This window comes from Bradyrhizobium sp. USDA 4538, from assembly GCF_024171045.1.
GTDB classification, from domain to species: domain Bacteria; phylum Pseudomonadota; class Alphaproteobacteria; order Rhizobiales; family Xanthobacteraceae; genus Bradyrhizobium; species Bradyrhizobium australafricanum.
Genome location: NZ_JALJZE010000001.1, coordinates 7,902,029 through 7,915,848, shown reverse-complemented (window position 1 = coordinate 7,915,848; position 13,820 = coordinate 7,902,029). Strand labels below are relative to the sequence as shown.

Here is a 13,820-nt window from a genome sequence, read left to right as displayed (position 1 = left end):
TGATCGTCGCTGCGCCCTCGACACTGTCCTAACAGCTGCCCTAGCGCCCGTGAGCGCGATTGCGATTGCTGGCGAGGACAGCGGCCCATTGCGCTGCATGGAGTGAACGATGACCGGCGACAAGACGGCCAGAGTTTTCAACAGAAAGTGATAGCGCGTCAAAATCTCACGACGTGACGCTAAGCATTTGATTTTTCAGCAACCGGATTCGTACAGCCAAGCGCGAGTCTGTACGTGCAAAATTCAGATTGACGCGTAGACGCCGTTGTCGACTGATCACGATCGAGATTTCCTCGTGACCAACGGGGGTACGCGCGACATCCGTCCCGACTTCCATTGGGGTCTCGGTTTCGCGAAAAAGTAGCGAACCACGGCGCGTGTGGCTTGGTCGGCCGAGCGCCCCAATGGAGACTTGCTAGTCATGCCGCGCGGCGTTCAACCGTCCACGAGAAAGCCACGCACATCGCGGCAGCGCGCTCACGAGCGCGGCGAAGAGAAACCCTTTGTATCGCGGCAGATCGCTCCCCTAGCGCCAGAGCAGGTAGAGCCGTTGGCGTACACGATCGACGAAGCTTGTTTGATTGCGAGGGTAGGGCGCAACTCGCTTTACAAGGCAGCCGATTCAGGCGCTCTGCGCGCACGCAAGCTCGGCAAAAAGACACTCATACTGCGGGAAGATCTTCAGCGCTGGCTGGGAGAATTGCCGCGATATGAACCCAAACGCGCTTAGTCGCAGCCGAGTGAAATCGTGACGGACAGCAATCTTGTCGCGCAGCTCAACGCGAATTGGCGCGTAATGCTGCTCCACGACGAAGGCGCGTGGAGGTGCGCAGCGTGGTCGATCGAACAGCTGAGCGATGATGGAGCGTGGCGTGGTCGGTACGCGGTCCGCACCCACCAGATGTTGCTCGATGTCGTCCAGTATCGCTGCGGCACCGTCGATCCGGCTGCCGCTGCGATCCTAGCCACGTTGCCGGCTTACTCGTACCGTCGTGTAGACGGTGAGCCGCCGCCTCGCCACAAGCTCAGAAAAGCCATTACCTCGCAGGAGATGGAGCGCAAGCCAGTCGCGTCCGTGATCTCTGAGGAGGCAAAGCGTTTCGTAGATTGGAGGAAGGGAAGGCCGCGCCGGTAGCCGGCACCTAGAAAGAAAAGAGCCGGCGACGTGTGAAGCGTCCCGGCTCAAATGATCCGATCGAAATTTGTCTTGGCGGACAGAGTTCGGACCACGTGCCTCACTTATAGACACCGCGCACGTTCGTCGCAAGCTCGCTCCCTCACAGCAACTTTCCATTCGGCCGCCATAGGCCAGCCCGTCTATCGGGATGAGCCCTGCGAGCCTAGCCAGGGTTGTTGCGGGTCACTCACGCCACAGAAATTAGTTTGGACGCTGCCGGCACAACTGCTGAGCAGCACGGACGGCGCGGCTGCCTGATCGGCTGCGCATGTCCCGCCGCCGCATGAGGCAGCGAGAGCCCCGACAGAGCGACCCCGGGGCGACGGTTAAAAGCCGTGGCTCGTAGATCAGGTGCGTAAACGGCACTTCGTCCTGAGCTGGGCGAGGTGTGTTCCGGGTTCTGTTCGCTTCGCGAACAAAACGATCGAGATAGGAAGGGGTTTTTGGAGATGAGGAAGAGAGTTGAGCAATCAAGCGAGAGTTTCGCGCTCAAGCGCCGTGCCAACGAAGCGCTCGCCGAGTGGAAAAACCAAACAGGCGTCAAGGCGATACTGCACAAGACACCAAATCAATTGATCGAGCAGAAGAGAAACCGCGTGCGCGCGCGGATCAGAGATCGAGAGGAGCGACGGAGAATGTCACACGGTGCTGCGAGCGAAGTCCGCCATCTCCATCCCAGTGGAGAGCTCGATCGATGAGGAAGGATTGCAGACTGAGTCAGAGGCGCCGGCCGAGCGGGGGAGGGCGAGGGTCGCACCAAAGCCACTTTGTCGGATCTCTTCTCCGCCAATTGGCAATCCCACGTCACTGAAACCGATCAACAATCCTGTCGTAGCGGCGCGCATGCCCCAATGAGTGCCCCAACATCACCGGGTGCTCTCAGTCAAGTATTCGGCATTGGAGCGAGAACAGGAAGAGAACCGCGTCTCATTTTGCGACTTTTTGGACGAATTTGCCGAGTCCATCCATGTTGACGCTTGCGCAATCGATTAGCTCGCCATACCGTGACCGCACAAGCTTGAAACCAGTCACTAGGGGTTGACCATGTAACCGCCGCGGGAATACCGAGTTTCGGCTTTGGCAGAGCGGGCACAGCCCGCTCTTTTTGTTTTTAGTTATTCAGCACGACGTGAAAGGCTTCATTGATTACGTACTGCCCGGTCCCATGTATGGCAATTTCGGCAGCGACCCGCTTCTCATTATAGTCGTAGTCGTAGATGTATTTTTCGCGTCCATTGACTGTGATGCCTAATACTCCGTACCAAATCATTAGATCGAACGCTCTATCGAGATCCTCCTTCGGAATCCCCACGGCTGCGAAACGTTGCAACACCTCGCTGCGGGTGATGGATTTGGTCGCCCCGATCAACGAGTAAAGAACGTCCGCAGAGATGCCCGATACATCCCGAATTTCATAACCAAAATCGTCCACCAGAATGTTTGCGTGCTGTCGTACAGCATCTCGGCAATCGTCCTCGCTAACTAGGCTATGACCACGATTGATCGCATGAGCGACCGCGTTCTCAACGATCGTGATCAAGAATCGCGGTCGCATGAGGCAATGATCGACCAGAAATTCAAACGAATCTTGAGCGCCAACGAGCGGCGTAACTATGCGCTTCCAAAGAACCTCAAATGGCTCCTTCGCATCATCCAGCGCGGCTTGCAGACGCCGATAAATGACTTGGCGCAGTTTGACTCGGTCCGTCCAGTCGAGCCTGACCAGAGCCGTCTTGCCTCTATCCGGAGTGCTTTCAACCAATAGCTCGTAAATGTCGTTACGTAGAAAGACGACGTGCGTGAACTGTCGGTCAACGGTTGCAAAATCTCGACGGACTTTCTCAAGAGCCTCAAGGAGCAAACGGAGAAGTCTGATGTCGAACTTGTCGACGCCCGACGCCGGCCATCCCTTATCGAGGTTATCGAATAGCAGAACCAGTTGCGATTCTTTGACAGTGTTCTTTAATATCAGCTCTTTGAGAGCGCCCACGGCATCTCGGAATACAATATTCGTCAGTCGCTCCGCACTCAGTTTTTCTCCACGCTTCTCAGCGCGTTCAATTTCTTGAATAACAAAGGAACCGAGCCTATTGATGCGCGCCGTGAAATCCCCTGAATGGATCACGCCCTGCTTTTCCAGCACCTCTGATATCTCGCGGGACGCAGTCAGTGCTCTGCCATCAGTTCTCGATCGAGCGTCGAGATTGTCCTGAATTTTCAGCAGCACTTCAGAAAGAATGACGAAGTACCAGAAAGCCGCGAGCGTGTGATCGAAAACACCCTCGCCAACCATCTTGAGCAAACTTTCTCGGAACAGACTTAGTTGGTGGGACTCCGGCTTGAGGTCGGTGACGACCGCGTTTCGTTGAGTTCGGATGTCATTCCGGACCACGAAGAAGATTGCCGTTTTCCCTGAGCCTTTCCGTCCGGCAACGACTGTAACCTCGCCACGTCTTGTCTTCAGGTATTCGGAGGTCTCGACGAAATAATCTTCAAGTGTACGAAATTCGTTTTCGGCGGCGGATGCCCCGAGAAAAAGACCTTGGAGAAGGGTGCGACTGGCACGTTGATGAGGCTTCGAAATCGACTGACCCGCGACGAGCGCTGATTGAACAAACGCTTTCACCTTTTCATTGATCTGATCTTCACTTCTCACGTTCTCGATCAGATCGCGGAAGTCTGCTGGTCCAGGCTCCTGCGACAGCAGCCGCAGCAACAGCGTTTGACGTTCGAGGCCGTGGCTAAGTCCAGCTAGGAAGGCGGCACGTAGATTATGCCGTGCGGCATCTTCTATTTGCTGTGACAAAAACGGAACAATCACGCCTGAGGATGCGGAGACATCGGCAATGATTGAGACCGTCGAAAAGCGAGGCACCTCGACTGGATCGAAGCTTCGAAAATGGGTTCGAGTGGCCTTTATTGCTGAAACGATCGAATTGATGAAATCGGTCTTCCGATAGCCGTTCAAGAAATAGAGGGGCTGTTGAAAGTTTACGGGCTTCGAAAACAGCGAGACCAAATCGCCGGCCGGGGGATCGAGAAGTATCGTCTTTAGCGCATCGGAATTCTCGTACGATCTATAGCGAATATTGTCGAAAAATCCGTCGCGCTGAATCGCGGCAGATGCGCCCGCGAAAGATGAGTTCAGGACTGGCGCGATCGGTTTACCTTTTCCAATCGCAAATCCGGCCTCATAGTAGACGTTGAAATTTGGCTGTGTGATATCGCACGCGAAGACGTCCGCATCGACAATGGAACTCCTGACGTCGTCAGGAATGCTCAGGCCGAAATTATTGAGTTGCGGCCAAATGCGCACATCGATTGATGGATTGGCTGCGCTAGCAAGCTTACTGGCGGATTCAATTGGCCCTACGAGTTCGGCATCTCCAGCCGGATAAGCGAAAAACACTTTCTTGTATGACATTGCGGCGATTCCCCAAGCACCCACAAGTAACTGCACGCAGGGAGGCGTGCAACCTTAGGGTCAAATTACCGACACCGCATATGGGATAAGATCGTCCCGCGCGGCGAAAGCTACGTGGCTAGGGCACCCGCTAGGGCACGATTAGGTCGCAAAAGAAATCATTATATATTTCAGTGCGATGGACGTTATAGCTGGCGGAAGGGGTGGGATTCGAACCCACGGTACCCTTGCGGGCACGCCGGTTTTCAAGACCGGTGCCTTAAACCACTCGGCCACCCTTCCGGATCAAGGATCAGGCCCTTAGCGTAGGGCGGCGCCGAACGCAACGCGAACTTGGCAGCGAAACCCGGGCGGGCCCGTCATTCGCCGGTCCGTGAACTCAAAGGGCCCACGCTTGCAACGCCGTTGACCGCGAGGGCCCACCTTGGCCATCATGACGCCCATGAAGCGGGTCCTCTTTCTCTGCACCGGCAACTACTATCGCAGTCGATACGCAGAGGAACTGTTCAATCATCTTGCAAGAGCCGAACAACTGGCGTGGCGCGCATCCTCCAGAGGCGCGGCCGAGCGGGGATCGCCCGACAATGTCGGGCCGATGTCAGTCTTCACCGACGATCGTCTCCGCGCGAGCGGCATCGTTCCGGAAGGCGCGACGCGCTTCCCGCAGCCCTGTTCATTGGCCGACTTCGACGATGCCGACCTGGTGATCGCGCTCAAGGAGACCGAGCACCGTCCGCTGATCGAGCGCCGGTTCCCCGAGGTCGCCGACAGTGTGACTTACTGGCACGTGGACGATATCGACTTTGCTCATCCGTCAGTCGCGTTGGCCATGATCGACGATCACATCCGCGCACTGGTTTCGGCGCTCAGGTCATCGGTTCGCGCTTCAGAAAGATCTCCAGCGCAAACGTAGCCGGTCGCGCGAGCATGTCGCTGATGCGTTCGAGATCGTCGATGGCGACGATCTCGAGGCGGCCTTCGGTCACCGTCAATTGGTCGATGGGCACATCGCGCGCGAGGAACACCTCGCCGCGAAGCGTGCCGTTTGGCGTTGCATGATCGGGACCGGAATAGCAGCCGATCAACTCGAAACGCTCGGGCGGCAGGTAGTAGCCGATCTCCTCGTGGATCTCGCGAACGACGCATTCGAGGAAGGTCTCGGCGCCCTCCCGCCGTCCGCCAAACAGGCTGATCTTTCCGCGATCGGTAACATGCGGGAGGTCGTCGCGCAGTTGCATCAGCAGCCGGCCATCTGTGCTGACGAGAAGGGCGGACGTTCCCTCCCTGACACTGCCGGTCATCCGTACATCCTCTTCGGGAAACGGCGAGGATGCGTCACGAGTGGGGCGGGGAGAAGACAGCGCGTCTGCCGCAACCCGTTTGGCGGGGAATGAGTAGGGGTAACCGATGCCCGTCGCACGGGCGCCGGTAGAATCTCAAAAACGTTCAGCCGAAAGCGAACGCCAGCAGGCTCGAGCACAGCAGCACGAGGCTTGCTGCGGTCAGGGTCAGAAACCCGTCGGAGACCAAATCGTGATTACGCATGATACACCTGCCTTCAATCGATGCTCATCCGAATTGATTAAAGCTTTCCGAACATTCACTCCTGGAAAGAGGTGACGCGTCTTTCCGCCTTCAACGGACTGTCAGGCCCGGTACCGATAGCCTTCCACGGCGTGCGCCAAGAAGATCGCCGCACTCACCAAGCCCATCACCGCTGTAACCGTCTCGATCATCGCAAACTTCCTTTGCGCCCCACACGGAGGAGAGAACGATTGCAGGCTTGCACAGTCAAAAAGATTCAATTGTTGGAATCCAAGATGCGCCCGGACTGATGATTTGCTGCAACAGTGTGTCTGATCGCGGGACAGGCGAGGGCGTTTGGCAGGGGCGAAGGTCAGTAGAACGACGGAGGCGGCGCAACAGACCATTCACCAAGACGCCACCGCCCGCCGGCTCTCCCCATTTCCGCCGTGTTCCGGTTGCGATATCGTCACGCTCTGGTGCGGAGGTGGGCCGCACAGCGACGGCAAGGGACTTCGACGCCTCGGAGTGGGCGCAGGTCCGGCAGAATGGTACTTGGGGCAGATGGGGATTAGACGGCCAGATTCGATGATCCGGACGGCACGCGGCGCCGTTGCGGTGGCGACGTGCCTCGTCCTCGCCAATTGTGCCTCCTCGAACAAGTTTGCCAGCCGGGTCGACCCCAAATACGGGGTGTCGTCGAGCCCGCGCGTGGTGGCGCTGGGTGATCCCGTGCCGAAAGGCGGCGGCACCTATCGCATCGGCAAGCCGTACGTTGTCGCCGGCCGCACCTATGTGCCGGAGGAGAATGAGAACTACCGCGCGGAGGGCATGGCGTCCTGGTACGGCGACGATTTCCATGGCCGCCTGACCGCCAATGGCGAGGTGTTCGACATGGGCTCGCTCACGGCCGCCCATCCGACCTTGCCGATGCCGAGCTACGCCCGCGTCACCAATCTGAGCAATGGCCGGTCGCTCGTCGTTCGGGTCAATGACCGCGGCCCGTACCACGGCAATCGCCTCATAGACGTCTCGAACAAAGCCGCAGAATTGCTTGAATTCAAAGGCAATGGCGTGGCTCGCGTCCGCGTCGAATATGTCGGCCGGGCGCCGCTCGAGGGGTCCGACGACCGCCAGCTGATGGCGACCCTGCGCACCGGTACTCCAGCGCCGTCCCCGTCGATGGTCCGCGTCGCCTCGGCACGGCCGTTCGTGCCGGAGATGTCATCCTCCTCGGGCCGGGTCCGTGGCGACGTTCCGTTGCCGGAGGGGCGGCCCTACAGCCTCGGCAACACCCAGGCCGACTACGCCTCGGTGAGCGCCACCTCGGAAATGTCGGCCTCGAGCCGGTCGCACCGCCGCGCTCTGAGCAATCCGCGCGAAGTCTCCTATGAGGGCGACGCGCGCTACGCCGCAAGCCCGAGCCCGGCAGCCGCCTATGTCCCGATCGACGCGCGCGGACCGGCCGAAGTCCTGAGCGGGCGCGGCCTCTACTGAGCCGTGCGCCTACAGATCAGGCTGTTGGCCTGATCATTTCAGAAACGCGATCAGCGCCTTGTTGACCTCGTCCGGGCGTTCCTGCTGGATCCAGTGGCCGGCCCCCTCGATGATCAGCTTCTGCTTGAGATTCGGCAGCACGCGCTCCATGTCCGCGACCCGCTTGGCGCCGATCAGCCCGGTGATCACCGAATCATTCGAGCCGGCGATGAACAGCGACGGCTGATGGATTTGCGCGTCCTGCCAGGGCGCGGTCAGCTCCCAGTTGCGGTCGAGATTGCGGTACCAGTTGAGGCCGCCGCGGAAGCCGGAGTGCCGATAGCCTTCGGCGAATTCGGCAATGTCGGCCTCGGTCAGCCAGGCCGGCAATGGCATTCCGGCCGGCAGCTTGCCGAGGAAGCCCTTGGCCTCGTCGACGAACATCGAGCTCGGATCGGAGACGCCACGCCCGAGCACCAGGCGCATGGTGTGGGCGATGTCGCGCTCGAACTCGGCCTCGGCTACGCCGGGCGGCTGGAAGTACTGCCAATAGAAATTGGTGATGCCGCTGTCGCGCAGGGTCTCGAGCGGGCGACCACGGCCGCGGAACGGCGGCGGCACGCTGAGGCCGGCGACCTTCGTGAATATGTCGGGACGGAACAGGGCCGCGTGCCAGGCCACCGGCGCGCCCCAGTCATGGCCGACGATCATCGCGCGTGTCTCGCCGAGCGCGGCAACCAGCGCCACCATGTCTCCGACCGTATCGAAGATCGTGTAGGCGCCGACCTCGGCCGGCGCGCCGGTGCGGCCGAAGCCGCGCATGTCAGGCGCGACGACCCGAAAGCCTGCCGCGGCCAGCGCCGCGATCTGGTGCCGCCATGAATAGGACAGTTCCGGCCAACCATGACAGAGCACGACCAGCGGGCCTTGCCCGGCCTCGCGCACGAACATGTCGATGCCGTTGGCGGAGATGGTGCGGGTGGATGACATTCGCGTTTCCGCCTTGTTTGCCGGTTCTGCTGACGTTAGCCGGTTCCAAGGATACGGACGTTCAAAGCAGGCGGCAATCCAGCTTGCCGTGCACAAGCGCAGAAACCTCAGTTGTTTGCGATACTTCCAGCTGTTAGAACGCAGTCTTTCAGGACATCGCCGATGGCAGCCCAGACCGCAGTTCCCCGCACGTTGTCAGCTCGCGCCGGGCGTTGCTGGCGTGGCTTGATCGCGGTCGCGGTCGCGCTGGCGATCGGTTGCGGCGGAATGGTCTATGCCGCCAACAACAGCGTTCAGGGCGCCAAGAAGGAAGAGGGCGGGTTCGACGGCGATGCGCCGACCGCGATCCTGGTCGAGGCGTCCAGCGGCAGCGTGCTGTTCGAGAAGAACGCCGACGAGTTGCGCGCACCCTCCAGCATGATGAAGCTGATGACGGCCGAGGTGGTGTTCGACGCCATCAAGAAGGGCGACATCAAGCTCACGGACGAGTACCGGATCAGCGAGAACGCCTGGCGGCGGGGCGGGGCGCCATCCGGCACCTCGACGATGTTCGCGGCGATCAACAGCAAGGTCTCGGTCGACGATCTCCTGCACGGGGCGATCATCCCGAGCGGCAACGACGCCTGCATCGCGCTCGCCGAAGGCATTGCCGGCAACGAGCATACCTTTGCGACCGACGTCATGACCAAGCGCGCCCGCGAGCTCGGCATGACCAAGTCGACCTTCGGCAATTCCAACGGGCTGCCCGACCCGGCCAACAAGATGACGGTCCGGGAGCTTGCAACGCTGGCGCGCCACATCATCCTGACCTACCCGGATAGGTACAAGCTGTTCGGTGAGAAGGAATTCACCTGGAACAAGATTCGCCAGCAGAACCGTAATCCGCTGCTGAACGCCTTGCCCGGTGCCGACGGCTTGAAGACCGGCTACACCAAGGAAGGCGGCTACGGCATGGTCGGCTCGGCCGTGCAGAACGACACGCGGCTGATCGTCGTGGTCAACGGCCTCGAGGATTCCGAGGACCGCGCGACCGAAGCCAAGAAGATGCTGGAATGGGGGTTCCGCAGCTTCGAGACGCGGACCCTGATCGCGGCCAATCAGCCGGTCGGCTACGCGCGGGTGTTCGGCGGCGAGAGCCGTTCGGTCAAGCTCGTCAGCCCCGATCCGATCAAGGTGATGGTGTCGAAGAACGGCAACGACAAGCTGCTCGCGCGCATCATCTATAGCGGCCCGGTCAAGGCGCCGATCACCGCCGGCCAGAAGATCGGGGTGGTGCGGGTGTGGCGCGGCCCCAATGTCGCGATGGAGGCTCCGGTGTTCGCAGCGGACGCGGTCGGCACCGGATCGACGATGCGTCGCGCGCTCGACGGCGCCCAGGAGCTGGTCATCGGCATGTTCCGCGCAGGGGTCGAGAAGCTCTGACATGGCGGAAGCAGCAGTCCAACGGCCGAGCTTGCGCGGTCGCTTCATCACCTTTGAGGGCGGCGAGGGGTCGGGCAAATCGACCCAGATCCGCAAGCTTGCCGAACGGCTCGATGCCGCCAAGCTGCGCGCGATCGTGACCCGCGAGCCCGGCGGCTCGCCGGGGGCGGAGATCATCCGTCACCTCGTGCTGTCGGGGATGGGCAAGCTGCTCGGGCCGGAGGCCGAGACGCTGCTGTTTGCCGCTGCGCGCGACGACCATGTCCGCACCGTGATCCTGCCGGCGCTCAACCAGGGCATCTGGGTGCTGTGCGATCGCTTCTTCGATTCCACGCGTGCCTATCAGGGCCAGCTCGGGCAGGTGTCGCCCGAACTCGTCAACGCCATGCAGCGCGTGACCATCGGCGATCTCAAGCCCGATCTGACCTTCATCCTCGATGTGCCGGTCGAGGTCGGACTGCAACGCGCCGCCGCGCGCCGCGGCACCGCTACGGCGGATCGCTTCGAAGCCGAAGGCATCAAGTTCCATCAGGATTTGCGTGACGCGTACCGCCGGATCGCGGCCGAAGATCCGGAGCGCTGCGTGCTGATCGACGCTACGGCCGATCCGGACACGGTCACGGCCAGGATATGGGCCGCGCTGCGCGAACATCTGCGCGCAACGCTTGCGGCGGACAGCATCGCATGAGCGCGCGCAAGGTCGAACAGGAGAGCGCCGCCCGCCATCCGCGCGAAACGCCGGATTTGTTCGGGCATCGCGAGGCGGAGACCGCCTTGCTCGATGCCTATCGCAGCGGACGAATTCCGCACGCCTGGCTGATCGGCGGGGCGCAGGGCATCGGCAAGGCGACGCTGGCCTACCGCATGGCGCGGTTCGTGCTGGCGTTTCGCAATCCGAAATCGTCCCAGGTGCAGCAGGCGCCGACGCTGCTGGTCGATCCGGCCGACCCCGTGGCGCGGCAGGTCGCGGCAGGCGCTCATGGCGGGCTGCTGGTGCTGGAGCGCGGCCTCAACGATCGCGGCGTGATGCGGACCGTCATCACGGTCGACGAGACGCGCGAGACCATCTCGTTCTTCGGCTCGACGGCTGCGGTCGACGGCTGGCGCGTCTGCATTGTCGATACCGTCGACGAGCTCAATCCCAACGCCGCGAACGCGCTGCTGAAGATCCTCGAGGAGCCGCCACAGCAGTCGCTGTTCCTCCTGGTCAGCCACGCACCGTCACGGGTGCTGCCGACCATTCTATCCCGCTGCCGCAAATTGCTGCTGCGACCGCTGGAGACGGACGATGTGGTGCGTGCGGCCGCGGCCGCAACCGATATCGAAGCCGACGATCCCGCGCTGGCGGAAGCCGCCGCAGCATCCGAAGGCAGCGTCGGGCGGGCGCTGTCGCTGCTCGGCGGCGATGCGCTGAAACTGCAGCAACGCACGGCCGCGCTGCTCGCGACGCTTCCGAGTGTCGATCCGCGTGAGCTGCATGCGCTGGGCGAAGCGCTCGGCACCAGCGACCGCGTCGCGCTCGCCGCCTTCATCGACGGCATCGATCGCTGGATGAGCGAGCGCATGCGCACGGGCGATGCCAATGCCAATCTGCCGCGCCTTGCACGGCTGGCGGAGGTATGGGAAAAGATCGTCCGCGCCGCGCGCGATACCGAAGCCTACAATCTGGAGCGCAAGCCGCTGGTTTTCTCGGTGTTTTCGATGCTCGCGGATGCGACCCGATAGACACCGCGTCTTAAACGCATCTGCTGAAAACACATCCGTCTGACAACACTCCTGACAATCTCGTTTCGATCTGCAAAGGATTCCGTGGTGGCGACCGCTAAGAAGAAATCGTCGAAAAAAGCCAAGAAGACGAAGAAGGCATCGCCCGCTCGCGCGACCAGCAAAGCAACGGCGAAGGCGCGCGCAGCCAAGAAGGCCGGGCGCGTCGCCAAGAAAGCGAAGAAGGCCGCCAAGTCCAAATCCAAGACCGGAGCCAAGGGCGCCAGGAAATCGGCGGCAAAGAAGGTCGTCAAAAAGGCCGTCAAGAAGGCTGCGAAGCAGACGGCCAAGAGCACGGCCAAGAAGGCTGCTGCGAAGGCCACCAAGGCTGCGCCGAAGAATGCAGCCGCAGCCGCCGCCGCACCGGCGGCAAAGAAGCCCGCTCTGCCGATGGCTCCCGTTACCGAGAAGGCGCCGAGACCGGCAAAGGTTCGCGCGCCGAAGCAGCCCAAACCCGCGGCGGTGGCTCCTGCGGCCGCTTCCGTTCCGGTGCCCGCCGCGGACCGCGGCAACGTCTTCTACATCACGACCGCGATCGCCTATCCGAACGGGCAGCCGCATATCGGCCACGCCTATGAGGCGATCGCGACCGACGCATTGGCGCGCTTCCAGCGGCTCGACGGCAAGGACGTATTCTTCCTGACCGGCACCGACGAGCACGGACAGAAGATGATCCAGACCGCGGCCGGCGAGGGCATGACGCCGTTCGATCTCGCGACCCGCAACGCCGCGCGGTTCAAAGAGATGGACGAGCGGCTCAACGTCTCGTTCGACCGCTTCATCCGCACTTCGGAGCCTGCTCACCACAAGTCGGTGCAAGAGATCTGGCGCCGCATGCAGGACAATGGCGACATCTATATCGACACCTATGCCGGCTGGTACTCGGTGCGCGACGAGGCCTATTACGCCGAGGAGGAGACCGTCGTCGGCGAGGACAATGTCCGCCGCGGCCCGCAGGGCACGCCGGTCGAATGGGTCGAGGAGAAGAGCTATTTCTTCAAGCTGTCGGCCTACCAGGACAAGCTGCTGCACCTTTATGAGAGCCAGCCCGATTTCATCGGCCCGGATTCGCGCCGCAACGAAGTGATGAGTTTCGTGCGCGGCGGGCTCAAGGACCTCTCGATCTCGCGCACCACGTTCGACTGGGGCGTCAAGGTCCCGGACGATCCCGAGCACGTGATGTATGTCTGGGTCGACGCGCTGACCAACTACATCACCGGCGTCGGCTATCCCGATGAGAACGACAAGCATTGGCGCTACTGGCCGGCCGACGTGCACATCATCGGCAAGGACATCATCCGCTTCCACGCCGTGTACTGGCCGGCCTTCCTGATGTCGGCAGGCATTCCCGTGCAGAAGCGGGTCTATGCACACGGCTTCCTGTTCAACAGGGGCGAGAAGATGTCGAAGTCGGTCGGCAACGTGGTCGACCCCTTCAATCTCGCCGAGCAGTACGGCGTCGACCAGATGCGCTACTTCTTTCTGCGCGAAGTGCCGTTCGGCCAGGACGGCAACTACAACCACGAGGCCATCGTCGCGCGTATCAACGCCGACCTCGCCAATGATTTCGGCAATCTGGCGCAGCGCTCGCTGTCGATGATCGCCAAACAACTCGGCGGCGTGCTGCCGGAGCCCGGCGAATTCAGCGGCAACGACAAGGCGATTCTGGCGCAGGCCGACGCCATGCTGGAGACGTCGCGGACCGCGATGGCGACGCAGCAGATCCATCAATGGCTCAACACGGTCTGGGCCGTGGTCGCCGAGGCCAACCGCTATTTTGCCGGCGAGGCGCCGTGGGCGCTGGCGAAGACTGATCCCGCGCGCCAGAAGACGGTGCTGTATGTCACCGCCGAAGTCGTGCGCCAGATCGCGATCATGGCGCAGGCCGTGATGCCGGAGTCCTGCGGCAAGATGCTCGACAGCCTCGGTATCGCTGCTGACGCCCGCAGCTTCGCGGCGGTCGCCGAACGGATCAAGCCGGGTACGGTTTTGCCTGCGCCTGTCGGCGTCTTCCCGCGCTATGTGGAACCGAAGACCGAGTGA

General features: G+C 61.5%; 12 protein-coding genes and 1 tRNA gene. 9 read left to right on the top strand and 4 right to left on the bottom strand.

The window, feature by feature from the left end; translation table 11 throughout:
- The first annotated feature begins 421 nt into the window (after positions 1–421).
- From J2R78_RS36430 to J2R78_RS36420, 3 genes are all read left to right on the top strand, one after another.
- Positions 422–730: a helix-turn-helix domain-containing protein gene (locus J2R78_RS36430; RefSeq protein ID WP_253608609.1), complete on the top strand. Its 309-nt coding sequence runs from the start codon at positions 422–424 to the stop codon at positions 728–730.
- 18 nt (positions 731–748) lie between these two features.
- Positions 749–1,135, top strand: coding sequence for a hypothetical protein (locus J2R78_RS36425; RefSeq protein ID WP_253608608.1), 387 nt, complete (start codon positions 749–751; stop codon positions 1,133–1,135).
- A 491-nt stretch (positions 1,136–1,626) separates the two neighbouring features.
- Positions 1,627–1,875, top strand: a complete 249-nt coding sequence (locus J2R78_RS36420; protein ID WP_253636035.1) for a hypothetical protein — start codon at positions 1,627–1,629, stop codon at positions 1,873–1,875.
- A 413-nt stretch (positions 1,876–2,288) separates the two neighbouring features.
- On the opposite strand, the gene J2R78_RS36415 is transcribed toward J2R78_RS36420, so the two are convergent.
- Positions 2,289–4,601 (bottom strand): P-loop ATPase, Sll1717 family, encoded by a 2,313-nt coding sequence (locus tag J2R78_RS36415; RefSeq protein ID WP_253608606.1) that lies wholly within the window; start codon positions 4,599–4,601, stop codon positions 2,289–2,291.
- Between the two features lie 192 nt (positions 4,602–4,793).
- Positions 4,794–4,883 (bottom strand) — tRNA-Ser (locus J2R78_RS36410).
- A 151-nt stretch (positions 4,884–5,034) separates the two neighbouring features.
- Here J2R78_RS36410 and J2R78_RS36405 point away from each other — a divergent pair.
- Positions 5,035–5,514: a low molecular weight phosphatase family protein gene (locus tag J2R78_RS36405; RefSeq protein WP_253610014.1), complete on the top strand. Its 480-nt coding sequence runs from the start codon at positions 5,035–5,037 to the stop codon at positions 5,512–5,514.
- Here J2R78_RS36405 and J2R78_RS36400 read toward each other — a convergent pair.
- Positions 5,468–5,902, bottom strand: coding sequence for an NUDIX domain-containing protein (locus J2R78_RS36400; protein ID WP_253608605.1), 435 nt, complete (start codon positions 5,900–5,902; stop codon positions 5,468–5,470). The genes J2R78_RS36405 and J2R78_RS36400 overlap by 47 nt on opposite strands.
- Positions 5,903–6,713: 811 nt before the next feature.
- On the opposite strand from J2R78_RS36400, the gene J2R78_RS36395 reads away from it, so the two are divergent.
- Positions 6,714–7,622, top strand: coding sequence for a septal ring lytic transglycosylase RlpA family protein (locus J2R78_RS36395; RefSeq protein WP_229190724.1), 909 nt, complete (start codon positions 6,714–6,716; stop codon positions 7,620–7,622).
- A gap of 33 nt (positions 7,623–7,655) precedes the next feature.
- Here J2R78_RS36395 and J2R78_RS36390 read toward each other — a convergent pair whose 3' ends face one another.
- Entirely contained in the window at positions 7,656–8,591 is a 936-nt protein-coding gene (locus J2R78_RS36390; protein WP_253608604.1) for an alpha/beta fold hydrolase, read from the bottom strand.
- Positions 8,592–8,753: 162 nt separating this feature from the next.
- Here J2R78_RS36390 and J2R78_RS36385 point away from each other — a divergent pair, with 162 nt between their 5' ends.
- The 4 genes from J2R78_RS36385 (at position 8,754) to metG (ending at position 13,820) form a co-directional block, all read left to right on the top strand.
- The gene (locus J2R78_RS36385; protein WP_253608603.1) at positions 8,754–10,013 is read left to right on the top strand and encodes a D-alanyl-D-alanine carboxypeptidase family protein; all 1,260 of its coding nucleotides are present in this window, start codon (positions 8,754–8,756) and stop codon (positions 10,011–10,013) included.
- Between the two features lies 1 nt (position 10,014).
- Positions 10,015–10,701: a dTMP kinase gene (tmk, locus tag J2R78_RS36380; RefSeq protein ID WP_253608602.1), complete on the top strand. Its 687-nt coding sequence runs from the start codon at positions 10,015–10,017 to the stop codon at positions 10,699–10,701.
- A complete protein-coding gene (locus J2R78_RS36375; RefSeq protein ID WP_076828832.1) occupies positions 10,698–11,738 on the top strand; it encodes a DNA polymerase III subunit delta' in 1,041 nt (346 codons plus the stop codon). The genes tmk and J2R78_RS36375 overlap by 4 nt, the downstream gene beginning before the upstream one ends.
- An 87-nt stretch (positions 11,739–11,825) precedes the next feature.
- On the top strand, positions 11,826–13,820 hold the full coding sequence (gene metG, locus J2R78_RS36370) for a methionine--tRNA ligase (RefSeq protein WP_253608601.1): 1,995 nt from the start codon (positions 11,826–11,828) through the stop codon (positions 13,818–13,820).

What these genes read in the sequence shown, in the direction of transcription:
- J2R78_RS36375 (WP_076828832.1), top strand. Translation starts at nt 10,698, where the DNA reads ATGAGCGCGCGCAAGGTCGAACAGGAGAGCGCCGCCCGCCATCCGCGC.
- J2R78_RS36405 (WP_253610014.1), top strand. Translation starts at nt 5,035, where the DNA reads ATGACGCCCATGAAGCGGGTCCTCTTTCTCTGCACCGGCAACTACTAT.
- J2R78_RS36420 (WP_253636035.1), top strand. Translation starts at nt 1,627, where the DNA reads ATGAGGAAGAGAGTTGAGCAATCAAGCGAGAGTTTCGCGCTCAAGCGC.
- J2R78_RS36430 (WP_253608609.1), top strand. Translation starts at nt 422, where the DNA reads ATGCCGCGCGGCGTTCAACCGTCCACGAGAAAGCCACGCACATCGCGG.
- tmk (WP_253608602.1), top strand. Translation starts at nt 10,015, where the DNA reads ATGGCGGAAGCAGCAGTCCAACGGCCGAGCTTGCGCGGTCGCTTCATC.
- J2R78_RS36415 (WP_253608606.1), bottom strand. Translation starts at nt 4,601, where the DNA reads ATGTCATACAAGAAAGTGTTTTTCGCTTATCCGGCTGGAGATGCCGAA.
- J2R78_RS36390 (WP_253608604.1), bottom strand. Translation starts at nt 8,591, where the DNA reads ATGTCATCCACCCGCACCATCTCCGCCAACGGCATCGACATGTTCGTG.
- J2R78_RS36400 (WP_253608605.1), bottom strand. Translation starts at nt 5,902, where the DNA reads ATGACCGGCAGTGTCAGGGAGGGAACGTCCGCCCTTCTCGTCAGCACA.
- J2R78_RS36395 (WP_229190724.1), top strand. Translation starts at nt 6,714, where the DNA reads ATGATCCGGACGGCACGCGGCGCCGTTGCGGTGGCGACGTGCCTCGTC.
- J2R78_RS36385 (WP_253608603.1), top strand. Translation starts at nt 8,754, where the DNA reads ATGGCAGCCCAGACCGCAGTTCCCCGCACGTTGTCAGCTCGCGCCGGG.